Source organism: Pseudomonas sp. GW822-FHT04H02 (assembly GCF_058800645.1).
Map to the genome: position 1 here is coordinate 121866 of NZ_JBXAMM010000005.1, position 24068 is coordinate 145933.

General features: G+C 63.8%; 21 protein-coding genes and 1 pseudogene. 14 read left to right on the forward strand and 8 right to left on the reverse strand.

Translation table 11 applies throughout. The features are described from left to right. Positions 1-17: 17 nt before the first annotated feature. On the reverse strand, positions 18-1310 hold the full coding sequence (locus AC1RMG_RS22460) for an NAD(P)/FAD-dependent oxidoreductase (RefSeq protein ID WP_011064212.1): 1293 nt from the start codon (positions 1308-1310) through the stop codon (positions 18-20). 148 nt (positions 1311-1458) lie between these two features. On the opposite strand from AC1RMG_RS22460, the gene AC1RMG_RS22465 reads away from it, so the two are divergent. Further along, a complete protein-coding gene (locus tag AC1RMG_RS22465) occupies positions 1459-1812 on the forward strand; it encodes a YkgJ family cysteine cluster protein (protein WP_011064211.1) in 354 nt (117 codons plus the stop codon). Between the two features lie 42 nt (positions 1813-1854). On the opposite strand, the gene AC1RMG_RS22470 is transcribed toward AC1RMG_RS22465, so the two are convergent. Next, positions 1855-2343: an Lrp/AsnC ligand binding domain-containing protein gene (locus tag AC1RMG_RS22470; RefSeq protein WP_011064210.1), complete on the reverse strand. Its 489-nt coding sequence runs from the start codon at positions 2341-2343 to the stop codon at positions 1855-1857. Between the two features lie 156 nt (positions 2344-2499). Between AC1RMG_RS22470 and dadA the strand changes: the two genes are divergently transcribed. From dadA to AC1RMG_RS22500, 6 genes are all read left to right on the forward strand, one after another. Beyond that, entirely contained in the window at positions 2500-3801 is a 1302-nt protein-coding gene (gene dadA, locus AC1RMG_RS22475; protein ID WP_011064209.1) for a D-amino acid dehydrogenase, read from the forward strand. Then, positions 3773-4126 carry a RidA family protein gene (locus AC1RMG_RS22480; RefSeq protein ID WP_011064208.1) on the forward strand — a complete coding sequence of 118 codons (354 nt, stop codon included), beginning with the start codon at positions 3773-3775 and terminating at the stop codon, positions 4124-4126. Before dadA ends, AC1RMG_RS22480 begins: the two co-directional genes overlap by 29 nt. 91 nt (positions 4127-4217) lie before the next feature. Then, positions 4218-5291: an alanine racemase gene (alr, locus tag AC1RMG_RS22485; RefSeq protein WP_019093097.1), complete on the forward strand. Its 1074-nt coding sequence runs from the start codon at positions 4218-4220 to the stop codon at positions 5289-5291. Positions 5292-5422: 131 nt separating this feature from the next. Continuing rightward, a complete protein-coding gene (locus AC1RMG_RS22490; protein ID WP_015637462.1) occupies positions 5423-5971 on the forward strand; it encodes a cupin domain-containing protein in 549 nt (182 codons plus the stop codon). A 182-nt stretch (positions 5972-6153) separates the two neighbouring features. Further along, entirely contained in the window at positions 6154-6570 is a 417-nt protein-coding gene (locus AC1RMG_RS22495) for a c-type cytochrome (protein WP_011064205.1), read from the forward strand. Between the two features lie 136 nt (positions 6571-6706). After that, positions 6707-8638, forward strand: a complete 1932-nt coding sequence (locus tag AC1RMG_RS22500) for an acetyl-CoA hydrolase/transferase C-terminal domain-containing protein (RefSeq protein WP_493170326.1) — start codon at positions 6707-6709, stop codon at positions 8636-8638. 105 nt (positions 8639-8743) lie between these two features. Here AC1RMG_RS22500 and AC1RMG_RS22505 read toward each other — a convergent pair whose 3' ends face one another. Together AC1RMG_RS22505 and rep are read right to left on the reverse strand one after the other, a co-directional pair. Next, on the reverse strand, positions 8744-9316 hold the full coding sequence (locus AC1RMG_RS22505) for a xanthine phosphoribosyltransferase (RefSeq protein ID WP_011064203.1): 573 nt from the start codon (positions 9314-9316) through the stop codon (positions 8744-8746). A gap of 56 nt (positions 9317-9372) precedes the next feature. Beyond that, on the reverse strand, positions 9373-11382 hold the full coding sequence (rep, locus tag AC1RMG_RS22510; protein ID WP_011064202.1) for a DNA helicase Rep: 2010 nt from the start codon (positions 11380-11382) through the stop codon (positions 9373-9375). 268 nt (positions 11383-11650) lie between these two features. Here rep and AC1RMG_RS22515 point away from each other — a divergent pair, with 268 nt between their 5' ends. After that, complete coding sequence (locus AC1RMG_RS22515) at positions 11651-13324, forward strand: putative bifunctional diguanylate cyclase/phosphodiesterase (protein WP_011064201.1); 1674 nt, start codon at positions 11651-11653, stop codon at positions 13322-13324. Positions 13325-13342: 18 nt separating this feature from the next. Here AC1RMG_RS22515 and AC1RMG_RS22520 read toward each other — a convergent pair whose 3' ends face one another. Continuing rightward, positions 13343-14749, reverse strand: coding sequence for a NorM family multidrug efflux MATE transporter (locus AC1RMG_RS22520; protein ID WP_053154533.1), 1407 nt, complete (start codon positions 14747-14749; stop codon positions 13343-13345). Positions 14750-14899: 150 nt separating this feature from the next. On the opposite strand from AC1RMG_RS22520, the gene AC1RMG_RS22525 reads away from it, so the two are divergent. The 4 genes and pseudogenes from AC1RMG_RS22525 (at position 14900) to AC1RMG_RS22540 (ending at position 19077) form a co-directional block, all read left to right on the forward strand. Next, the gene (locus tag AC1RMG_RS22525; protein WP_011064199.1) at positions 14900-15820 is read left to right on the forward strand and encodes a LysR substrate-binding domain-containing protein; all 921 of its coding nucleotides are present in this window, start codon (positions 14900-14902) and stop codon (positions 15818-15820) included. 192 nt (positions 15821-16012) lie between these two features. Continuing rightward, positions 16013-17134 (forward strand): annotated as a pseudogene (locus AC1RMG_RS22530) (Cache 3/Cache 2 fusion domain-containing protein); the annotation flags it as partial. Positions 17135-17266: 132 nt separating this feature from the next. Continuing rightward, complete coding sequence (locus tag AC1RMG_RS22535; RefSeq protein ID WP_375379721.1) at positions 17267-17989, forward strand: methyl-accepting chemotaxis protein; 723 nt, start codon at positions 17267-17269, stop codon at positions 17987-17989. A gap of 119 nt (positions 17990-18108) precedes the next feature. Continuing rightward, entirely contained in the window at positions 18109-19077 is a 969-nt protein-coding gene (locus AC1RMG_RS22540) for a Ca2+-dependent phosphoinositide-specific phospholipase C (RefSeq protein ID WP_015637460.1), read from the forward strand. Positions 19078-19080: 3 nt separating this feature from the next. Here the strand turns inward: AC1RMG_RS22540 and AC1RMG_RS22545 are convergent, their stop codons facing one another. Beyond that, complete coding sequence (locus AC1RMG_RS22545; RefSeq protein ID WP_170866332.1) at positions 19081-20007, reverse strand: ABC transporter six-transmembrane domain-containing protein; 927 nt, start codon at positions 20005-20007, stop codon at positions 19081-19083. 113 nt (positions 20008-20120) lie between these two features. Between AC1RMG_RS22545 and AC1RMG_RS22550 the strand changes: the two genes are divergently transcribed. Continuing rightward, positions 20121-20699, forward strand: a complete 579-nt coding sequence (locus AC1RMG_RS22550; protein WP_015637458.1) for a TetR/AcrR family transcriptional regulator — start codon at positions 20121-20123, stop codon at positions 20697-20699. Positions 20700-20811: 112 nt separating this feature from the next. After that, complete coding sequence (locus AC1RMG_RS22555; protein ID WP_368994114.1) at positions 20812-22026, forward strand: aldose 1-epimerase family protein; 1215 nt, start codon at positions 20812-20814, stop codon at positions 22024-22026. Positions 22027-22030: 4 nt separating this feature from the next. On the opposite strand, the gene AC1RMG_RS22560 is transcribed toward AC1RMG_RS22555, so the two are convergent. Both AC1RMG_RS22560 and AC1RMG_RS22565 read right to left on the reverse strand, forming a co-directional pair. Beyond that, complete coding sequence (locus AC1RMG_RS22560; protein WP_493170329.1) at positions 22031-23524, reverse strand: YifB family Mg chelatase-like AAA ATPase; 1494 nt, start codon at positions 23522-23524, stop codon at positions 22031-22033. A 186-nt stretch (positions 23525-23710) separates the two neighbouring features. Next, positions 23711-23971, reverse strand: a complete 261-nt coding sequence (locus AC1RMG_RS22565) for an accessory factor UbiK family protein (protein WP_125062267.1) — start codon at positions 23969-23971, stop codon at positions 23711-23713. Between the last annotated feature and the right edge of the window lie 97 nt (positions 23972-24068).

Consider the following 24068-nt stretch of genomic DNA (forward strand, 5'->3'; position numbering starts at 1 on the left):
CGCAGCCACGGGGAGGGTCAGAGCAGTTCCTTCAAGCGGTGCCAGAGCATGCCCAGGGCCAGCAGCGGCGAGCGCAGATGCTTGCCGCCCGGGAAGGTGATGTGCGGCACCTTGGCGAACAGGTCGAAACCGCCGCCGTGCTGGCCGCTGATGGCCTCGCCCAGCAGCTTGCCCGCCAGGTGCGTGGCATTCAGGCCGTGGCCCGAATAGGCCTGGGCGTAATACACATTGGGCTGGTCCTTGAGCCGGCCGATCTGCGGCAGGCGGTTGGCGCCGATGCCGATCATGCCGCCCCACTGGTAGTCGATCTTCACTGCGGCCAGTTGCGGGAACACTTCCAGCATCTTCGGCCGCATGTAGGCGGCGATGTCCTTGGGGTCACGCCCCGAATAATGACAGGCACCCCCGAACAGCAGGCGCCGGTCAGCCGAAAGGCGGTAGTAGTCCAGGGCCACGCGCTGGTCGCAGACCGCCATGTTCTGCGGCAGCAGTTCCTGGGCCAGGGCCGGGCTCAAGGGTTCGGTGGCGATGATGTAGCTGCCGGCCGGAAGCACCTTGCCCCCCAATTCCGGATTGAGATCGTTGAGGTAGGCGTTGCAGCCCAGCACCAGGGTCTTGGCCCGGACGGTGCCGCGACTGCTGTGGACCTTGACCTCGGGGCCGTAGTCGATGCGGGTCACCGCAGAGTGCTCGAACAGTTGCACCCCCAGTTGCTGCGCCGCCCGGGCTTCGCCCAGGGCCAGGTTCAGCGGGTGCAGGTGGCCCGAACCCATGTCGATCAAGCCGCCAACATAGCGCTTGGAACCCACCACGCTGTGCATTTCATCGGCCTGCAGCAGCCGGGTCTGGTGGCGATAGCCGAGGCTGCGCAGTTCCTCGGCGTCTTCGGCGAAGCCGGCAAGGTCGGCCGGCTTGTTGGCCAGGTCGCAGTAGCCCCAGGTCAGGTCGCAAGGGATCTGGAAACGCTCGATGCGTTGGCGGACGATCTCCACCGCCTCCAGCCCCATGAGCTTCATCTGCCGCACTCCGTCCTCGCCTATCACCTTGGTGAACTGGTCGAGGCCGTGGCCGACGCCGCGAATCAACTGCCCGCCATTGCGCCCGCTGGCGCCCCAGCCGATCTTGTGCGCCTCCAGCAGGACCACGCTGAGGCCACGCTCGGCCAGTTCCAGCGCGGTGTTGAGCCCGGAAAAACCGCCCCCGACCACGCACACATCGGCTGTCAGATCGCCCGCCAACGCTGGGTAGTCAGGTTGCGGCAGGCTGCTGGCGGCATAGTAGGAAGCGGCGTGCTGAAGGCTGGCGGGCATGGGATGCGTCCTGATGATGGTGTCGGTAAAAATGCGCGGAGCATAAGTCGGGCCTTTGCGCCGGGGCAACCGCAGGACGCCCGGTCCTGTCTGCCGCCAGGCATTTAGGGCAGAATTCACGGCTATTCATGCCCCGGTAGTCTTTTTCATGAGCTGTAACCGTCAAATCGTCCGCAGCCTGCGTCAGCAGATTCCCTCTTTCGAGTGCGTTCCCGGCTGCCACGACTGCTGCGGCCCGGTGACCACCTCGCCGGAGGAAATGTCCCGCCTGCCGCGCAAGACCGCTGCCGAGCAGGAAGCTGCCATGGACGAGCTCAACTGCGTGCACCTGGGGCCCAACGGTTGCACCGTGTATGACGAGCGTCCGCTGATCTGCCGCCTGTTCGGCACCACGCCGAGCCTGCCTTGCCCCAACGGCCGGCGCCCGGTGGAGATGATCCACCCTCGGGTCGAAAAACAGATCCACGACTACATGGCCAGCACTCGCCAGGTCCTGGTCTAGCCCCGCGCACCCCGGCTTGCCGGAAGGCTTCACCCTCTCGCTTCAATCCGGAATCGGCAGGCTCAGGCTCTCCTTCACTTCTTCCATGACGATGTAGCTCTTGGACTCGCGCACGTGGGGCAGCTTGAGCAGGATGTCCCCCAGCAACTTGCGGTAGGACGCCATTTCCGAGATCCGCGCCTTGACCAGATAGTCGAAGTCGCCGGACACCAGGTGGCACTCCAGTACGTGGGGCAGCTTCAGCACCGCCCGGCGAAACTCCTCGAAGGTATCGCCGGACTTGTAGTCCAGGCTGATCTCGACGAACACCAGCAGGCTGCCCTTGAGGTGCTGCGGATTGAGCCGCGCGTTGTAGCCCATGATGATCCCTTCGCGCTCCAGGCGGCGCACGCGCTCGGTGCAGGGGGTGGTGGAGAGGCCCACTCGCTCCCCCAGCTCGGTGAAGGAAATGCGTCCGTCGGCCTGGAGTATCCGCAAGATATTGCGATCGATCTTGTCCAGGGCCCGACGGGTCTGATGGTTGGTGCGCATAGGGGATGCCCCTCCGTGAAAAGCAATATCGCCGAGAATTCTCGCCAAATATAGGCGGTTATATAGTGAAAATCACTGCTCAATGTTTCTTACACTGCGCCCATCTTTGCTCTGAATAACAAACGTCAGCGGTCAAGCCGCGATGAGGATATGAAAATGCGCGTTCTGGTCTTGGGCAGTGGCGTTATCGGAACCACCAGTGCCTATTATCTGGCTCGAGCCGGATTTGAAGTGACCGTAGTGGACCGTCAGCCGGCCGCCGCCATGGAAACCAGCTTCGCCAACGCCGGCCAGGTCTCGCCTGGCTATGCGTCGCCCTGGGCCGCTCCGGGTGTACCGCTCAAAGCCATCAAATGGCTGCTGCAGCGCCACGCGCCACTGGCGATCAAGGCCACGGCCGACATCGACCAGTACCTGTGGATGGCGCAGATGCTGCGCAACTGCACCGCCAGCCGCTATGCGGTGAACAAGGAGCGCATGGTGCGCCTGTCCGAATACAGCCGTGACTGCCTCGACGAGTTGCGAGCGGAAACCGGCATTGCCTACGAAGGCCGCAGCCTGGGCACTACCCAGCTGTTCCGCACCCAGGCGCAGCTGGACGGTGCGGCGAAAGACATCGCCGTGCTCAAGGAATCCGGCGTGCCGTTCGAACTGCTGGACCGCGAAGGCATCGCCCGGGTCGAGCCGGCCCTGGCCAACGTCACTGACATCCTCGCCGGTGCCCTGCGCCTGCCCAACGACCAGACTGGCGACTGCCAGATCTTCACCACGCGCCTGGCGGAAATGGCCAGCAAGCTGGGTGTGGAATTCCGCTTCGGCCAGGACATCCAGCGCATCGACTTTGCCGGTGACCGGATCAACGGCGTGTGGATCGACGGCAAGCTGGAAACCGCCGACCGCTACGTGCTGGCCCTGGGCAGCTACTCGCCGCAATTGCTCAAGCCGCTGGGCATCAAGGCGCCGGTGTACCCGCTCAAGGGTTATTCCCTGACCGTGCCGATCACCAACCCGGCCATGGCCCCCACTTCCACCATCCTCGACGAAACCTACAAGGTCGCGATCACCCGTTTCGACAACCGGATCCGGGTCGGCGGAATGGCTGAGATAGCCGGTTTTGACCTCTCGCTCAATCCGCGCCGGCGTGAAACGCTGGAGATGATCGTCAACGATCTCTATCCTCAGGGCGGCGACCTGTCCCAGGCCAGTTTCTGGACCGGGCTGCGTCCCACTACCCCGGATGGCACGCCGATTGTGGGCGCCACGCCGTTCCGCAACCTGTTCTTGAACACTGGCCACGGTACGCTCGGCTGGACAATGGCTTGCGGTTCCGGTCGCCTGCTGGCGGACCTGATGGCCAAGAAAAAGCCGCAGATCAGCGCCGAAGGCCTCGATATTTCCCGTTACGGTAACCCTCAGGAGTCAGCTAAACATGTCAATCCAGCGCCAGCTCACCAATGAGCGCATGAGCCAGATTGTTGTCCACGGCGGTACGGTGTATCTGTCCGGGCAAGTCGGCGATGACATGCAGGCCGGGATCGAACAGCAGACCCGCGAGACCCTGGCCAACATCGAACGCCTGCTGGACCTGGCCGGTACCGACAAGAGCAAGCTGCTGTCGGTGACCATCTACCTGAAGGACATCGATGCCCACTTCGCTGGCATGAACAGTGTCTGGGACCAGTGGCTGCCAAAAGGCGTGGCGCCGGCCCGGGCCACGGTCGAAGCCAAGCTGTGCGAACCGGAAATCCTGGTCGAGCTGTCCGTAGTGGCCGCTCTGCCTTAAGCGACAAGATCCCTCTCCCGGTGCCGGTGGCGGCTCGCCGTTATCCAGCACCGGTTTTTTATTCCCCATGACCGCCTAGAAGTCTGCCGCCATGCGCCCTGCCCGTGCCCTGATCGATCTCCAAGCCCTGCGTCACAACTACCAACTGGCCCGTGAAATCTCGGGAGTTCGTGCTCTCGCGGTGATCAAGGCCGATGCCTACGGCCATGGCGCGGTGCGCTGCGCCCAGGCGCTGGAAGGCGAGGCCGACGGTTTCGCCGTGGCCTGCATCGAAGAAGCCCTGGAGCTGCGCGCCGCGGGCATTCGTGCGCCGGTGCTGCTGCTGGAAGGTTTTTTCGAAGCATCCGAGCTGGCGCTGATCGTCGAGCATGATTTCTGGTGCGTGGTGCATTCGCTGTGGCAACTCGAAGCCATCGAGCAGGCGGCCGTGGCCAAGCCACTGACGGTCTGGCTCAAGCTGGATTCGGGCATGCACCGGGTCGGCCTGCATCCCAAGGATTACCAGGCGGCGTATCAGCGCCTGCAGGCCAGCGGCAAGGTCGAGAAGATCGTGCTGATGAGCCACTTTGCCCGCGCCGATGAACTGGACTGCCCGCGTAGTAGCGAGCAGGTGGCGGTATTCGAAGCGGCTCGCCAGGGCCTCGGAGCGGAAATCAGCCTGCGCAATTCGCCGGCGGTCATGGGCTGGCCCAGCGTACCCAGCGATTGGGTGCGCCCGGGCATCATGCTCTACGGTTCGACGCCGTTCGAAGAAAACAACTCGGTGGCCGCGCGCTTGCAGCCGGTAATGACCCTGGAGTCCAAGGTGATCTGCGTGCGTGAACTGCCGGCCGGCGAGCCGGTGGGCTACGGCGCCAGGTTCATCACCGACAGGCCAATGCGCATCGGCGTGGTAGCCATGGGGTATGCCGACGGTTATCCGCGCCATGCGCCTACTGGTACGCCGGTACTGGTGGCCGGCCAGCGCAGCCGCCTGCTGGGCCGGGTGTCCATGGACATGCTGTGTGTCGACCTGACGGACGTGCCCCAGGCCGGCCTTGGTTCGACCGTGGAGTTGTGGGGCAAGAACATCCTCGCCAGCGATGTTGCGCAGGCCGCCGATACCATCCCTTATCAGCTGTTCTGCAACCTGCGCCGGGTACCGTTGGTGTACTGCGAAGGCTGAGATTCCGTGGGCTGTACCGAAAGTCGCCTTCCCGGGGGGAATCGGGAGCAAGTGTTGTAAATACTGAACGCTGTCGCCATGATAACGCTCAATTACAACAACGCCTGATTCCCGCCTAGGAGGCTGCCGCATTGGACGTCGGTGAACGACTGCAATCCATCCGTAAACTGAAAGGTCTTTCCCAGCGTGAACTCGCCAAGCGTGCGGGCGTCACCAATAGCACCATTTCAATGATCGAAAAGAACAGCGTCAGCCCCTCGATCAGCTCGCTGCGCAAGGTGCTGGGCGGCATTCCCATGTCCATGGTGGAGTTCTTTTCCGAGGAAATTCTCCAGGAAACGCCTTCTCAGATCGTCTACAAGGCCCACGAACTGATCGACATCTCCGATGGTGCGGTGACCATGAAGCTGGTGGGCCGGGCTCATCCGAGCCGCGCCATTGCCTTCCTCAACGAGATCTACCCGCCGGGTGCCGATACCGGTGAAGAGATGCTCACCCACGACGGCGAGGAAACCGGGATTCTCCTCGAGGGGCGCCTGGAACTGGTGGTAGGGCTTGAAACATTTGTCCTCGAAGCCGGCGATAGCTACTACTTTGAGAGTACGAAGCCGCACCGTTTCCGTAATCCGTTCGATGTTCCGGCGCGACTAATCAGCGCAGCCACTCCGGCGAACTTCTAGATCAAGAGGCGTCCTGCAAGGCTTGCAGAGAGGCCCCCAGCGACATTTTGCCGCGAATAAGACCCCTTCGACTTTGGGGTTGTTTCAGTGTGGCGGGCTAACCGTTATACTTTCGCCCGCCTGCGAAACCGTGGCCGCAGGCGTGACTAGCCACCATTGAGGGTGTACGCGTGAACCTAATTATGAAAATGCTGGCCGCACCAGCAACCGTATTGGCCCTTTGGGCAGTCAGCGCTCAAGCTGCGACTAATGATGATATTGCCAAGCGTCTTGAGCCTGTCGGCCAGGTCTGCGTTCAGGGGCAGGAATGCAAGGGTATGGAAGTGGCCGCCTCTGCGGGCGGTGGCGGTGGCGCGAAATCCCCGGATGACGTGATCGCCAAGCACTGCAACGCTTGCCACGGCACCGGCCTGTTGGGCGCACCGAAAATCGGTGACACCGCAGCCTGGAAAGAGCGCGCCGATCACCAGGGCGGCCTCGACGGTATCCTGGCCAAGGCCATCACCGGGATCAACGCAATGCCGCCTAAAGGCACTTGCGCCGATTGCTCCGATGACGAGCTCAAAGGTGCAATCCAGAAGATGTCCGGCCTGAAATAAGCCGCCATCTTCAGCGAAAAAGCCGCTTACGAGCGGCTTTTTTGTGGGCGTAATTCGCCCTGTGTACTGGTCAATGCAGCAAACTCCCGGCAAGCTCGGTCCAACCTCAATTCATGGACGGTCCCCGGAGGGTCAGATGCTGCAATCCTGTTCTATCGAGCATGCGGTGGATGAAGTGCTCGCGCGTTTGCCGCAACACATTCACATGGGCATGCCCCTGGGGCTGGGTAAACCCAATCGTTTCGCCAATGCCCTGTACCGGCGCATCGCCGGGATGCCGGAACGCCAGCTGACCATCTACACCGCTTTGAGCCTGGGCCGGCCGGCCCTGGGCGACGGTTTGCAGAAGCGCTTCCTCGAACCCTTCGTCGAACGGGTATTCGGTGACTACCCGGAGCTGGATTTTCTCGCTGACCTGCATCGCGACAGCCTGCCGGCGAACATTCGCGTCGAGCAGTTCTTCATGCAGCCCGGCAGCCTCCTGCACAGTGCCCCGGCGCAGCAGGACTACGTCAGCAGCAACTACAGCCATGCCGCCCGGGACATCAACGCAGCCGGTCTGAACCTGGTGGCGCAACTGCTGGCCAGGGACCCGCAAGACGCGGGACGCCTGAGCCTGAGCTGCAACCCGGACATCACCCTCGACATGTTGCCGATGATTGCCAAGCGCCGGGCGCAGGGGGAAACCATCTTGATCCTCGGCCAGGTCCACAGCGACCTGCCCTATATGCCGGGTGACTCGGAAATCGATGCCGCGGACCTCGACCTGCTGATCGACGAAGAGGAACGCAGTACGTTGTTCTCCACACCGAACATGCCCGTGGGCATCCAGGACCATTGCATAGGCCTGCACGCCAGCACCTTGGTGCGCGACGGCGGCACCCTGCAGATCGGCATTGGCTCCATGGGCGATGCGCTGACCGCGGCCTTGCTCGCACGGCAGGCGGACAACGAGGGCTACCGCGCACTGCTGGCGGACCTACAGGTGGATTACTGGCAGCCGCTGATCGATCGCGAAGGGGGTATCGAGCCCTTTGCCCAGGGGCTCTACGGCTGCAGCGAAATGTTCGTCAACGGCCTGCTGGCCCTGGCCGACGCGGGCATCGTGCGGCGCAAGGTGTACCCGACCGTGGCGCTGCAAGAGCAAGCCAATGCCGGCACCCTGGATCCGGATTCGGCTGTCGGCGGGGTCTCGATCCATGGCGGTTTCTTCCTTGGCCCGCGCAGCTTCTATCAGCGCCTGCGGGAGCTGCCCAAGAGCAGGCTGGCGCAGTTCAACATGACCGCCATCAGCTACATCAACGAGCTGTATGGCCATGAGGAGCTCAAGCGTCTGCAACGCCGGGATGCGCGCTTTATCAACAGCGCCTTCACCATGACCCTGATGGGGGCGGCGGTGTCCGACCAGCTGCAGGGCGGCCGCGTGCTGAGCGGGGTGGGCGGGCAATACAACTTCGTCGCCCAGGGCCATGCCCTGGCGGATGCCCGCTCGGTGCTGATCCTGCGCAGCTGGCGCGAGTCGGCGGGGGAGGTGAGTTCCAACATTGTCTGGGAATACGGCCACTGCACCATCCCCCGGCACCTGCGGGACATCGTGATCACCGAGTACGGCATCGCCGATCTGCGGGGCAAGACGGACGCCAAGGTGATCGAGGCGTTGCTCAATATCAGCGATTCACGCTTCCAGGCCGGATTGATCGAGCAGGCACAGAAAGCCGGCAAGCTGGCGAAGGACTTTCGTCTGGAGCCGCGTTTTGCCGACAACAGCCCACAGCGTTTGCAGAACATTCAGGCGCGTCATCGCCACCTGTTCCCGGAGTATCCGCTGGGCAGTGATTTCAGCGCCCAGGAGCGCGATCTGCTGCGGGCGCTGAACTGGCTCAAGAGCAAGTTCAAGCTCAGCGAGATCCTCGAGCTGGGCAAGGCGGCACTCGACGCACCGGAGCCCGCGGCGTTTGCCGAGCACTTGGAACGCATGGGGCTGGAGAAACCCGAAGGCCTGCGTGAAGACCTGTACCAGCGGTTCCTGCTGGCGGGTCTGCAGGCCACGGCTCCCACCTTGTCGTAGGAGACGGCTTGCCGGCGAATGGGCCTTCAAGTCTTGCGCTGCTCTCAAGGGCGTCTTCGCTGGCAAGCCAGTTCCTACACAAGTCTGTTGCTCTGGCGGGCGGGGTTACTCGATGAAGGTGACCACGCCGCCGGCCAGGGATTTGACCCGGGCCAGGGATTCCACGCGGTAGCCCTGGGAGTCCAGTTCGGCACGACCGCCCTGGAACGACTTCTCGATGACGATGCCCAGGCCGGCCACGGTGGCGCCGGCCTGCTTGATGATCGAGATCAGTGCCTGGGACGCCTTACCGTTGGCCAGGAAGTCGTCGATGATCAGCACGCGGTCGCTGCTGGTCAGGTGCCGCGGGGAAATGGCGACGGTGCTTTCCACCTGCTTGGTGAAGGAGTACACGGTGGCCGACAGCAGGTTCTCGGTCAGGGTCAGGGACTGGTGCTTGCGGGCGAAGATCACCGGCACGCCCAGGTTCAGACCGGTCATGATCGCCGGGGCTATCCCTGAGGCTTCGATAGTGACGATCTTGGTGATGCCCGAATCCTTGAACAGCGTGGCGAATTCGTCGCCGATCAACTTCATCAACTGCGGGTCGATCTGATGGTTCAGAAAGGCGTCGACCTTCAGTACTTGATCGGAAAGCACGATGCCTTCTTCGCGAATTTTCTTGTGCAGTGCTTCCACGGAGCTTCCTCTACTGGCCACGTCTGGGCCAAAGGTCTGTTAAAAAATAGTCGATTTTAACGCTTTAACATCGCGCGTATATCCGCCAAGGCGCTATTGCCGCGAACGGCCTTCACTTCGGTCGGGGTGTCGTCGTTGCCTTCCCAGGCCAGATCGTCCGGGGGCAGCTCATCGAGGAAGCGGCTTGGCGCGCAGTCGATGATTTCACCGTACTGCTTGCGCTTGGCCGCAAAGGTAAAGGCCAGGGTCTGACGCGCGCGGGTAATGCCCACATAGGCCAGGCGCCGTTCTTCCTCGATGGTATCGGCTTCGATACTGGAGCGGTGCGGGAGGATTTCCTCTTCCATGCCCATGATGAACACGTAGGGAAATTCCAGACCCTTGGAGGCATGCAAGGTCATCATCTGCACGCCCTCGGCGCCGTCCTCCTCCTCCTGCTGACGTTCCAGCATGTCGCGCAGGACCAGCTTGCCGATGGCGTCTTCGACGGTCATCTCGCCGTCTTCGTCTTTTTCCAGGGTGTTCTTCAAGGCCTCGATCAGGAACCAGACGTTGCCCATCCGGTAGTCCGCCGCCTTGTCGCTGGAGCTGTTGGTGCGCAGCCAGTTCTCGTAGTCGATGTCCATGACCATGCTGCGCAGGGCGGAAATCGGGTCTTCGCCGGCGCACTGTTCGCGGACCCGGTCCATGAAGCGCTTGAAGCGCGCCAGGCGGTCGGTGAAGCGGCTGTCCAGATGTTCGCCCAGGCCGATCTCGTCGGTGGCGGCGTACATCGAGATCTTGCGTTCGGTGGCGTAGTTGCCGAGTTTTTCCAGGGTCGTGGAACCGATTTCCCGGCGCGGCACGTTGATCACCCGGAGGAAGGCGTTGTCGTCATCCGGGTTCACGATCAGGCGGAAGTAGGCCATCAGATCCTTTACTTCCTGGCGTCCGAAGAAGCTGTTACCGCCGGACAGGCGATAGGGCACCTGGTGGTGCTGCAGCTTCAGTTCGATCAGCTTGGCCTGGTAGTTACCCCGGTAAAGAATGGCGAAGTCGCTGTAGGGGCGGTCGGTGCGCAGGTGCAGGCTGAGGATTTCCATGGCCACCCGTTCGGCCTCGGCATCTTCGTTGCGGCAGCGGATCACGCGGATCTCGTCGCCGTGGCCCATCTCGCTCCACAGCTGCTTTTCGAATTCGTGGGGGTTGTTGGAGATCAGCACGTTGGCGCAGCGCAGGATACGGCTGGTGGAGCGGTAGTTCTGCTCCAGCATCACCACTTTCAGGGACGGGTAGTCGTCCTTGAGCAGCATCAGGTTTTCCGGGCGTGCGCCGCGCCAGGCGTAGATCGACTGGTCATCGTCGCCCACCACGGTGAACTGGTTGCGCTTGCCGATCAGCATCTTCACCAGCAGGTACTGGCTGGCGTTGGTGTCCTGGTATTCGTCCACCAGCAGGTAGCGCACCTTGTTCTGCCATTTCTCCAGGATGTCGGCGTGCTCTTCGAACAGCTTCACCGGCAGCAGGATCAGGTCGTCGAAGTCCACTGCGTTGAACGCCTTGAGCGTGCGCTGGTAGTGGGTGTAGACGATGGCGGCGGTCTGTTCCTTGGGGTTGCGGGCGTTTTCCAGGGCCTCGGCGGGCAGGATCAGGTCGTTCTTCCACGAGCCGATCATGTTCTTGATCTCGTCGACGCCGTCGTCCCCGGAATACTCCTTCTGCATGATGTCGGTCATCAGGGCCTTGACGTCAGTCTCGTCAAAGATCGAGAAGCCCGGCTTGTAGCCCAGCCGCACATGCTCCTTGCGGATGATGTTCAGGCCCAGGTTGTGGAAGGTCGAGACCGTCAGGCCACGGCCTTCGCCACTGCGCAGCAGGGTGCCGACCCGCTCCTTCATTTCCCGCGCGGCCTTGTTGGTAAAGGTCATGGCGACAATGTACTGAGCGCGGATGCCGCAATTCTGGATCAGGTGCGCGATCTTGCGGGTGATCACGCTGGTCTTGCCGGAGCCTGCGCCGGCGAGCACCAAAAGAGGGCCGCCGACATAGTTCACGGCTTCTTGCTGCCGGGGATTGAGTCGGGACATGACGGTAAAAAGGGATCGGTTACGAAAAGGGCGGGCATTTTAACAGGCTGGACGGATTCTGCTGCCTCTGTCCGACTTGTGACGCACAACGCGATCTAAATTTGCCGGTTTTGATACTTTCCCTCAGGATGCGCGCTGAATATGCGTCTAATGTTCGAGTTAGAGCGGTACAAGAAATTGCGTATGATAATCAATATCAATTGTTATTGTTTATTTGCGCGCCATAATGCCCGCCGCCAACTTAATTTGCAGAGTCTAGGGAGCTAGCTTGTCTAAGCCTGTCGAACCCTTGCGTTTGCTGCTACTGGCTGAAGAGCCGGTGTGGACAGCGTTGTTGCGCGAGTGTGTCGCTCCGTTGGGAGACTCGGTGGTATTGATCAGTGCTCCCAGCTGGGAGTCTGTCAGCCGTTTGTTTGAAGACGACCGCAACGCGGTCCTGTTGACCCTTCCTCATTTGCAGCCCGGCCCCGGGCGTTGCAGCCTGCCCACCGTGTTGCTGCTGGACCAGGAACCGCCCGTAGCCCCTGTAGGCGTCAGCGACTGGTTGGTGAGTTCCTGCCTGAGTACCGATGCCCTGCGCCGTTGCCTGCGCCATGTACGTGAGCGCGGCCTGCTGGAAAACACCCTGCAGCGCCTGGCAGAGCAGGACCCCCTGACCGGCATCGCCAACCGCCAGGGGTTCCAGACCTTGCTGGCCGCGCGCCTGGCGGAAAACGAAGGCCGTGGCCTGGCCCTGGGCCATCTCGACCTGGACAATTTCCGCCACGCCAACGACGCCCTGGGCCACCAGGCCGGCGACCGGCTGATCCTGCAGGTGGTCTCGCGCCTGAAAAGCCAGCTTGAGGCCGGCGATCAACTGGCCCGCCTGGGCAGTGATGAGTTTGCCTTGCTCATCGACACCCGCCGCGCTCCACAGCGGGCCGAGTGGATGGCCGAGCGCATCACCGAAGCCATGGCCGAGCCCTATTGGGTCGATGGCGAAAGCCTGCTGATCGGCTGCAGCCTGGGGATTGCCCATGCCCGGGCCAATGCCGGCGCCGACCCGCTGATGTGGCATGCACACATCGCCATGCAACAGGCCAAGAGCACCCAGGGCTGCACCTTTCATATCTTCAACGAGCGGATCAATCGCAACGCTCGCAGCCTGGCCGACCTGGAAAGCGAACTGCGCCGGGCCCTGCGCCGCGACGAACTGGAGCTGCACTACCAGCCCCGGCTGAACCTGCATGACGGCAAGATCGTGGGCCTCGAAGCCCTGGTGCGCTGGCGCCATGGCGAGCGCGGCCTGCTGCCGCCCAGCGAGTTCGTGCCCCTGGCCGAGCAGAGCGGGCTGATCGTGCCCCTGGGCTACTGGGTGATTTCCCGAGCCCTGCGGGACATGCAGGCCCTGCGCGAACGCGGCCTGCCGCCGTTGCACATGGCGGTGAACCTGTCGTTCCGCCAGTTCCAGGACAGCCAACTGCTCTCGACCCTGAGCCGCCTGATTGCCGAGCGCGGAGTCGAGGCCCAGTGGCTGGAATTCGAATTGACCGAGACCGCAGTGATGCGCCGCAGTGACCTGGTGAAGCAGACCATGGATGCCCTGGGGCGCCTGGGAGTGCGTTTCTCCCTGGACGATTTCGGTACCGGCTTCTCTTCCTTCGTCCACCTCAACAGCCTGCCCATTACCCTGCTCAAGGTGGACAAGAGCTTTGTCGGCGGCATGGAGCAGCGCGAAGAGAACCGCAAGCTGGTCCACGCCATGATCAACCTGGCCCATAACCTGAACCTGAATGTGGTGGCCGAAGGCGTGGAGACGGCGGAACAGCTGGCCTTGCTGCGGGGCTTTGGTTGCGACCAGGCCCAGGGCTATCTGATCAGCAAGCCGCTGCCCCTGGCGGAACTGATGGACTATCTGACCTTCGGCAGCAGCCAGCAGGCGCTGCAGGAAGGGACGGTTTAAACCGACGCCGGTTCGGGCTCAATCCGCCTGGCCGGCCTGGAGAGTCATGGCCGGCACGGGCGGCTCGCGCCGGATCATGCGGCGCATTCGCCACTCGAATGCCAGGGTCAGGCTGATGGCCGCACACGCCAGCCCCAGGGCCAGGCCCCACCAGACACCGGTCGGCCCCCAGCCCAGGGTGAAGGCCATCAGCCAGGCCGAAGGTGCGCCAATCAGCCAGTAGCAGCCCAGACCCACCAGGAAGGTAGTCTTGGCATCCTTGAGGCCCCGGATCGCGCCCATGGCGATGGTCTGGGTGCCGTCGAACAGCTCGAACCAGGCGGCCACCGCCAGCAGGCTCACGGCCAGCCGGATCACCTCGGCGAAGGCCGGGTCGTTGTGGTCGAGGAACAGCCCGATCAGTTGGTTGGGCAGCAGCCAGAAGATCATGGCGAACCCCAGCATCGCCACCGCGCCAAAGGCGATGCCCACGCGCCCGGCCAATCGTGCATCGAGCAATTGCCCGGCGCCGTAATGCTGGCCGATGCGCATGGTGATGGCGTAGGAAATCCCCGCCGGCACCATGAACGCCACCGAGACGATCTGCAGGGCGATCTGGTGCGCTGCCAGTTGCGTGCTGCCCATGGTGCCCATGCACAGGGCGGCGAAGGCAAACAGCCCGACTTCCACCGCGTAGGTGCCGCCGATGGGCAGGCCCAGGCGCCACAGTTCCCGCAGGTAATGGGTGTTCAGCCGGGACAGGCCCTGGCGCAGCGGGTAGGAGGCGTAGGCCGGGTGGCGCTTGATGTGCCAGGCCAGGGCCACGGCCATGCAGTTGGCGACGATGGCGGTCACCAGGCCAATGCCCACCAGGCCGAGCTTCGGCAGGCCGAACATGCCGGTGATCAGCGCGTAGTTGAGGAGGAAGTTGGCCACGGTGCCGCCCAGGCTGATGACCATCACCGGCGTGGCCCGGCCGATGGCGCTGGTGAAGCCGCGCAGGGCCATGAAACTCAGGTAGCCGGGCAGGGCGAACGGCAGGATCAGCAGGAACTGGCCGGCGGCGTGGACGTTGCTTTCGGTCTGGCCGAACAGCAACAGCAGCGGCTTGAGGTTCCACAGCAGCAGGCCGGCCACCAGGGCCATCAGCCAGGCCAGCCAGAGCCCGGCCTGGGTCAGACGCGCGGCGCCCTCGATGTCGCCAGCGCCCTGGCGGATCGCTACCAGCGTGCCCACCGCGGCAATCACGCCGATGCAGAAGATTGATACGAAGGAGTAGCTGGCCGCACCCAGGCCGCCGCCGGCCAGGGCCTCGGGGCTCAGGCGGGCCATCATCAGGGTGTCGGTGAGGACCATCAGCATGTGCGCCAGCTGCGAGGCGATCAGCGGCCCCGCCAGCCGCAGGATGGCCCAGAGTTCGGTACGTGCTGGATGCTGCATGGTCATCAGGCTCGATCAGGGGAAAGTCCGGGAGAGCGCTGATTCTCGGCGCTCTTGGCCCATAGCACAAAGGGATAAAAACGATTGCTGGCATGATTAAAACTCATGCGAAGCACTTTCTGGTAGCGTGGCCCTGTCCCGTCCTGGAGTGCCTGCATGTCCCGTCGTCTTCCTCCGCTGTATGCCCTGCGCGCCTTCGAGGCAGCGGCCCGGCACAGCTCGTTCACCCGGGCAGCCGAAGAGCTGTCGATCACCCAGAGCGCGGTCAGCCGGCATATCCGGACCCTGGAGGATCACTTCGCTTGCCGGCTGTTCCAGCGCAGCGGGCGCAACTTGCAACTGACCGAGGCGGCGCGCTTGCTGCTGCCGGGGATACGCGAGGGCTTCGGTGCCCTGGAACGGGCCTGCAATACCCTGCGTGCCGAAGATGACATCTTGCGCATGAAGGCGCCCTCGACCCTGACCATGCGCTGGCTGTTGGCGCGACTCAGCCGCTTCCGCCATTTGCAGCCGGGCAATGAGGTGCAGCTCACCAGTGCCTGGATGGACGTGGACTCGGTGGACTTCAACCAGGAGCCCTTCGACTGCGCGGTGCTGCTGAGCAATGGCCACTTCCCCCCGGACTGGGAGGCCAGCTACCTGTTTCCCGAACTGCTGATTCCGGTGGGCGCGCCGAACCTGCTCAATGATCAGCCCTGGGACGTGGCGCGCCTGGCCGCCACCGAGCTGTTGCACCCGACCCCGGACCGCCGCGACTGGCGCAGTTGGCTGGAGCACATGGGCCTGACCGACCAGGTGTCCCTCAAGGGCGGGCAGGTGTTCGACACCCTGGAGCTGGGGATGATTGCCGCCGCGCGGGGTTACGGCGTGTCCATGGGGGACTTGCTGATGGTGGCCGAGGATGTGGCCCAGGGTCGCTTGAGCCTGCCCTGGCCGACAGCGGTGGCCAGTGGCCTGAACTACTATCTGGTGTGGCCCAGGACCCGGCCCGGAGGCGAGCGTTTGCGGCGCCTCAGCGACTTCCTTCAGGGCGAGGTCCAGGCCATGCAACTGCCCGCCGTAGAGCGCCTGGGCTGAAACGTTGCAGTACCCGGCTGGCGGGGCGTGCAAATATCCCTGCAAAGCGCTCAAGTATTGGCTTGTGCCGCCGAATCCATGGGTTATGGAACCAGCGTTCAGGAAGGTCCTAACTGATTAAAAATCTTAGAATTATGACTGCCGAGGGTGCTGACCGATCAGGATGATCCGCCTTCTCGGCAAGGAGCCATCATGTCCCAACCCCGTGCCCGCATAGCCTCTCAGCTAGGGCTCGCCCTTGCCTTGATACTCGCCCTGGTGATCAGCGGCAGCACCCTGTTCGCCTTGCGTTCGCTGGACTCGGCGAACCTCGACACCCGAGAGGAACACCTGGCCAGTGAAGCCCGCCTGCTGGCCGATCAGCTCAACACGTTCCACGGCAGCCTGCGCGAGAGCACCCAGCGCCTCAGCGGCCTGTTCGAAAACCGCTTCAGCAGCGGCCTGAGCCTGCATCCGGAACAACCGGTGAGCGTGGCCGGGGTGCAGACCCCGGGATTGCACCTGGGGGATGTGGTGCTGAACAACAACTTCGCCGAAGTCGACCAGTTCAAGCAGATGACCGCCGGTGTGGCGACCTTGTTCGTGCGCAGTGGCGATGACTTCGTGCGGGTCAGTACCTCCCTGAGCAAGCAGGATGGCAGCCGCGCCATCGGCACCTTGCTCGACCATGCCCACCCGGCCTATCAGAAACTCATGGCGGGCCAGGGTTATGTGGGCCGGGCCTTGCTCTTCGAACGCTTCTACATGACCCAGTACACCCCGGTGCTGGACCGCAGCGGCAAGGTCATCGCGGTGCTGTTTGTCGGCTTCGATTACACCGATGCGCAAAATGCCCAGTTCGCCAACCTCAAGCGCTTCCGCATCGGCCAGAGCGGCTCCCTGGCCCTGCTCGACGAGCAGAACAAGTGGCTGGTGCCACCGGCCGGCGTGCAGGCGCCGGAGCAGGCGGCGCAGGTCATGGCGCAAGCGGCCAAGGAGCCGGGCAAGGGGCGTTTCTGGAGTGATCAGGGCGAAGACTTCTACAGCCTGGCAGTGCCGTTCGAGGGGGGCCCCTGGTTGGTGGTGGCGAGCATGCCCAAGGCAGAGATCCGCGCGGTGACCTGGAGCGTTGGTATTCGGCTGGTGATCGGCAGCCTGCTGGCCATGCTGCTGGCGGTGGGCGCTACGGTCTGGCTGCTGCGCAGCAAGCTGGCACCGCTGAGCGACCTGGTGCGCCAGGCCCAGGCCCTGGGCGGCGGTGACCTTAGCGCACGGCTGAACGTTGCCAGCCATGACGAAATCGGCCAGTTGGCCCGCAGCTTCAACCAGATGGGCGAAGCCCTGTCGACCATGGTCGAGCACATCCGCCGCTCTGCCGCCGAAGTCAATGGCCGGGCCCAGGTGCTGTCCGGCTTGTCCAGCGGTGCATATGAAGGCATGGAGCAGCAGTCCGGCGAGATCACCAGCATGGCCGGGGCGGTGGAGGAGTTCAGCGCCACCTCGCTGAACATCGCCGACAACATGGGCAGTACCCAGCGCCTGGCCCAGGAAAACGCCCAGCAGACCCATATTGGCCGCACCTCCATGCAAGAGGCCTCGTCTTCCCTGGAACAGATCGCCGGAGCCCTCAACAGCACGGCCACGGTGATCAACACCCTGGGCCAGCGCTCCCAGGAGATCGGCGGAATTGTCGGAGTGATCACCGCGATTGCCGACCAGACCAACCTGCTGGCCCTGAATGCCGCTATCGAGGCCGCCCGGGCCGGTGAGCAGGGCCGCGGTTTTGCCGTGGTGGCGGATGAGGTACGTAACCTGGCCTCGCGTACCCGTGAAGCCACGGATGAAATTTCCCAGATGATCAACAGCATCCAGCAGGAAACCGGCCACGCCATCCAGACCATGGAGCAGGGCAACCGCCTGATGCAGGAAGGCCTGTCGCGCAACGCCGACGTGGCCTCGGCCCTGGCCCTGATCGACGAGCAGAGCCGCAGCGCCGGCGAGCAGTTTGCCGCCATCACCACCGCGACCCAGGAGCAGAGCAGCACCGCCACGGTACTCAGCAGCAATCTGCAGAGCATTGCCCAGGCCAACAGCGAGCAGCGTGAAGTGGTGTCCAACCTGGCGGTCACTGCCCGTGAGCTGGAAACCCTGGCCGCGGACCTGCGCCAGGAAGTCGATCGCTTCCGCTGACGGCTGCCGCCTCGCCCCTCAATCCGGGTTGGGGGGCGAAAGTTGCAATGAGGCCTGATTCGACTAAAACAGATGAGCAGTGGTTTGCCCCAAGGACCTCCCTTTCAGCAGGAGCTGGCATGACTCATCTTTCCCGTTTCGTCCCCCGCGCCCTGGCGCTGTCGGCACTCTTGCTCAGCCCGGCGGCGTTCAGCCAGGAAAGCCCGGCGTTCATCGCCCCGGCTACCTGGAATACCCCGTTCAACGGCATCGCCCAGGTGGCCTGTCACAACTGCTACGAGAAGCAATACGCAAGCACCTTCAGCAGCGTGCTCGACAGTGTGCGCACCCTGGAACTGGACTTCTGGGACCAGCGCGATGCGGTGACCGGCGGCTCGCCCCGGCACTGGTTCGTGCGGCACAACCCCGGCACCCTGTTCCAGTCCGGCAACGACAACAATTGCACGGGCGATGGCACCGGCAAGAACGATCTCGAAGCCTGCCTCAACGACGTCAAGAACTGGAGCGACAACCACCCCGGGCACTTTCCCATCACGGTGATCCTCGACAAGAAGCAGGGCTGGTCGAAGGAAAGTTCGGGGCGCACGCCCAAGGATTTCGATGAGCTGGTGACCCGGGTCTTCCAGGGCAAGCTCTATACCCCCCAGGACCTGGCCACGCACATCGGCAGCAGCGCGGGCGCCTTGCAGGGCAACCTCAAGGGCAAGTCCTGGCCCACCGCCAGCCAGCTTCAGGGCAAGGTCCTGCTGGTGCTCAACCACTCGGAAAACCAGAAGCTCTCGCAGTACGCCGAGGCCCGGACTTCCAGCGCCAAGGTGTTCATCTCGCCGGTGACCAATGGCCAGAACGATGTCAGCGGCAAGGTCAGTGGCATGTCCGGCCAGTCGTCCGGCTACGTGGCCATGAACAACATGTCCAAGGGCGACAAGAAGTGGGCGGCCCAGGCCTTTGCCTACAGCCATGTGGGCCGGGTCTGGGGCGATGACGGGGTGTCGTTCGCCCAGCACATCAGCGAGAAGGTCAACCTCTCGGCCTACTACAAGTTCGCCGAGCAGAACGCCGGCGGCTATCGCATCCGGCCGTTCTGAGCTTCAGCGGGGTTCGGTCGGTTCACCGAGCCCCGGGTCCACGCGCTTGCCGATGTCCCGCAGGCGCGCCAGCTGATCGACCATGGTCGGTGCTTCATCGACGCTGCTGACAAAGGTCCACAGGTAGGTCATCACCGCATACACATGGCCGGCCTTGATCTCGGGCGACAGCGCCAACTGGCTGATGGCAATGACGAACAGCACCGCTGCCACAGCGCCAAGGAACAGATAGGCCGCGGCTTCCCGATCCGAGAGCCCGATGCGCAGCCGCGACAGCAGGCGATAGTGACGCTGCAGCGAGACCGCGCCGACCCTGGCCACCAGGCCGATTTCCTTTTCCAGCCGGTTATTCAGGCGTTCGTGCAGTTGCTGGTTGCGCCGGGCAAAACGTGGCAGCAGGGTCATGCACAGCAACAGCGCCGTGAGGCAGGCGAGGCCGATCCAGGGTTCGATCACCAGCAGCATCACTGCCGCCCCGACGATCGACACCAGGGCCGTGGCGATGGTCGGCACGTGCTTTTCGAAGAAGTCGACGAACTCCCGGGCCAGCACCACCCGCGCCGCGGCGGTGGAGGTGTCCTGCTGTTGCAGGCGCTGGTTGAGAATCACCGGCACCGCCAGGTCCGCGTAGATGCGGGTGAAGGTACGGGTGTCCACCGCACGCCGCGCCGCGCCCACCACCCAGAAGCCCAGCACCACCAGGGCATAGATCAGCGCATGGGCAGCGTCGCCCCGCAGGATCGAATCCACGGCGAAGCCGGCGAACAGCGGGTAGGCCAGCAGCAGGGCGTTTTCCAGGGCCACCAGGGACAAGGTGACGAACAGCTTGCCCGGATAGGCCCGGGCAATGGCCTTGAGGGTCTGGCTGGCGGTCTGCTGGCCGATTTTCTGGGTTGGATCCACGACGATGAGTGGGGTGACGGCGGACATGAGTGCACCACAAGAGTGATAACGGTTAATATTGAGCGACTGCTCAATTATCTTTGAGCGAACGCTCAAAATGCAGGCGCCGTCCATCCTGGCGCCAAGAGGCCTGATTGCACATGTCGCGTAACGACCGTAAAGACCAGATCATCCAGGCGGCCCTGGAATTATTCCGCAGCAAGGGTTTCGCCGAGGTTTCCACCCGTGACCTGGCCGAGCATGCGGGGCTGTCTCGCAGCCACGTCTATCACTACTTCAGTGACTGGAAGGGGCTGCGCCGCGAAGCCTTCGTGCGGTTTGCCGATGACCAGCTGGAGGCGGTGGGCCAGCCCCTGCGCGGTGCCGCGCCCATGGACGCCTTGCTGGGGTTTCTCCGTGACTGCCTGCCCGATTCCGCCGAAGCCGGCTGGGCGCTGTGGCTCGATGCCTGGGACGAAGCCATGCATGACGCCGAGCTGGCGCAGGCCTACCTGAGGATCAACGGCCAGTGGCGGGACATGCTGGCGGCGATCATTGCCGATGGGGTCCGCACGGGGGTGTTCCGCTGCGCCAGCCCCGAGCGCGCGGCCAGGCAACTGTTCGCCCAGACCATGGGTTACGCCGATGACCTGTTGCTACGGGCCTCCCCCGAAGCTGCCCAGGCGGCGTTGCAGGAAGTCATGGAAGTGGCTGGCCTGCTGCTGGGATTCGAGGGCTGACAGGAAACGGCCAGTGGAGTGGAGTTTGTCCGGCTAATTGGGGTTTTTTGCCTTGCTGAAACGATTCTTCAAGGCTATAAAAACCGTACAACTCCAAAAAAGGCACTCCTGCATGACTCCGCTGAAACTGCTGGTCACCCTTGGCGCGATGGCCGCCACCTCCCACGCCCTGGCCTGGGACTATGTATTGCTCGATACCGACAAGGCTCCCCGCAACCTGCACCTGACCAGTGAACAGTTGGGGGTCAAGACCGAGCGGCCGTTTTCCGTGACCCTGCGCACCCTGCATGGCGGACGCCAGGAGGGGGTGAGCATCGTCGACATCGACAACGGCGTGATGCAGCTCTCGGTGGTGCCGACCCGGGGCATGAATGTGCTGCAGGCCTCGGTGGGCGATGTGCGCCTGGGCTGGGATTCGCCGGTCAAGGAGGTGGTCAACCCGGCCTTCATCGAGCTTAACGGCCGCGGCGGCCTGGGCTGGCTGGAGGGCTTCAACGAACTGGTGGCCCGCTGTGGCTATGAGTGGGTCGGGCACCCGGGCCTGGATAATGGCGAGCTGCTGACCCTGCACGGCCGCGCTGCCAACATCCCGGCGAGCAAGGTCACGCTGCATATCGACGAGCAACCGCCGTATGCCATTCACCTGCGGGGCGAGCTCAAGGAGCAGGCGTTCAAGAAAGTGGATTTCAGCGTCGCCACCGAACTGGTGACCGAACCCGGCAGCACCCGGTTTGCGCTCAACGACACCCTGACCAACAACGGCGACTACCCCAAGGAATACCAGGCGCTCTACCACAGTAACTTCAGTACGCCGTTCCTGGAGCAGGGGGCGAAGTTCGCCGCGCCGGTGAAGCAGGTTTCGCCGTTCAATGACAAGGCCCGGGCCGACCTGGCGGACTGGCAGACCTATCGCGGCCCGACCCGCGACTACGACGAAACCGTGTACAACCTCGTGCCCTACGCCGACGCTCAGGGCGAAACCCTGGCGGTGTTGCATAACAAGGCCGGGAGCCTGGGTGTTTCCCTGGGCTTCAACACTCGACAACTGCCGGTGTTTTCCCTGTGGAAAAACACCGACACCCAGGGCCAGGGTTATGTGACGGGTTTGGAACCGGGCACCAGCTTTTCCTACAACCGCCGTTACCAGCGCCCGTTGCATCTAGTGCCGAGCATTGGCGCCAAGGAGCAGCGGCAATTCCAGATTCGCTACAGCCTGTTGGCCGATAAAGCCGCGGTGGATAAAGCCCTGAGCCGTGTCAGCCAGATCCAGGATGGGCGTCAGACCGAAGTGCGGCCAACACCCTTGGTAGACCTGTCCCGGGAATGAACCTTCAATCGGCGCTGGGCCGGTAGTGCAGGGCTTCGGCCAGGTGCTCGCGGCTGATTCGCGAGGCCTGTTCCAGGTCCGCCAGGGTACGCGCCACCTTGAGCAAACGGTGAGCGGCCCGCAACGACAGGCCCAGGCGTTCGCAGGCCGCTTCCAGCCAGCGCTCGTCGGTGGTGGATAATTTGCAGTGGCGACGCAGGCCGGGCAGGTCGAGAAAGGCGTTGGCGCAGCCCTGGCGCTCGCGTTGCAGCTCGCGGGCCCCGGCGACCCTGGTGGCGGCTGCGGCGCTGTCATTGCCCGGTTGCGGCTCCGGGTTGAGGGCGGTGGCTTCGCGGGCCACGGTCAGGTGTAGGTCGATGCGATCCAGCAGCGGCCCGGATAACTTGTTGCGATAGCGCTGGATCTGCTCCGGTGTGCAACGGCAGCGTCCGCTGGGCTCGCCAAGATATCCACAGGGGCAGGGGTTCATCGCTGCCACCAATTGGAAGCGTGCCGGGAACTGCACCCGGTCCCGGGCTCGGGCAATGACGATCTGCCCGGACTCCATGGGCTCGCGCAGCACTTCCAGGACCTTGCGGTCGAACTCCGGCAGTTCATCGAGAAACAGCACGCCGTGATGGGCCAGGGTGATTTCCCCGGGCTGGGGTTTCGAGCCGCCTCCGACCAGCGCCGCACCCGAAGCCGAATGGTGGGGCTGGCGAAACGGCCGCTGTGGCCAGTAGCGCAGGGGCTTGTGGCTGGCCACCGACTGGATCGCCGCGACTTCCAGGGCTTCATCTTCCTGCAACGGTGGCAGCAGGCCGGGCAAGCGGCTGGCCAACAGGGTCTTGCCGGTGCCTGGCGGGCCGCTGAACAACAGGTTGTGGGCGCCCGCCGCGGCGATCAGCAGGGCGCGCTTGGCGGCGAGCTGGCCTTGCACTTCGCTGAGATCGGGGTAGGGGAAGTGGCTCTGCACCAGGCCGCCGCTGACATAGGGCGCAATCGGCGCGTGGCCGTTGAAATGGGCAACGGCCTCCAGCAGATGATCCACCGCGATCACCTTTAGGCCGCTGGCCAGGCAGGCTTCTTCGGCATTGGCCCGGGGCACCAGCAGGGTATGCCCGGCGTCGCGTGCCGCCAGTGCGGCGGGCAGTACGCCGCGTACCGGGCGCACCGCGCCGGACAGTGCCAGCTCCCCCAGGCATTCGATGTTGTCCAGGGCCAGGGCCGGCACCTGCACGCTGGCGGCAAGGATGCCCAGGGCGATGGCCAGATCGAAGCGCCCGCCGTCCTTGGGCAGGTCCGCCGGCGCCAGGTTGAGGGTGATGCGCCGGGCCGGAAAGTTGAACCCGGCATTGAGGATGGCGCTGCGCACCCGGTCCTTGCTTTCCTTGACCGCGGCTTCCGGCAGGCCCACCAGGGTCAGGCTCGGCAAGCCGTTGGCCAGGTGCACTTCAACACTGACAGCCGGAGCCTGGACGCCGACCTGGGCACGGCTGTGGATGATTGCCAGGGACATGGGGAGAGCTTCCTTGCGACAGCGGGAACCGCGTCCTGCGGTGCTGCAAGGATAGATGAGGGGGCTGGCCAGAGGAGCGCCCGAATGGGCACAGGATATGTCGTCGGTGCACGAGCCTTCGCCGGCAAGCCAGTTCCTACAGGACAGGTCTGTAGGAGCCGGCCTGCCGGCGAACCCGGATTCAGATCATTGCGCTGCCGGGTTCAGCCGGGCTTCCAGCTCCGCCACCTTGGCTTCGAGGCTTTCCAGGCGCGCGCGAGTGCGGGCCAGGACCACCATCTGGCTGTCGAATTCTTCCCGGCTGACCAGGTCCAGCTTGCTGAAGCCGCTTTGTAGCAGGGCCTTGAGCTGGCTTTCGATTTCATTGCGGGGCAGGGGTGTTTCACCGCTGAGCAACCGCGAGGCGTGGCCGCTCAGGGTGTCGAGAAGGTCTTTGGGCGCGAGCATGGGAGAGTCCTGAATTGCAGTCGGCCCGCAGTGTATCACGCAGCAACGACGCTCCAGGTGGCCCCGGGTTGCACGTTTTTCGCGCATCTGGCCGGGC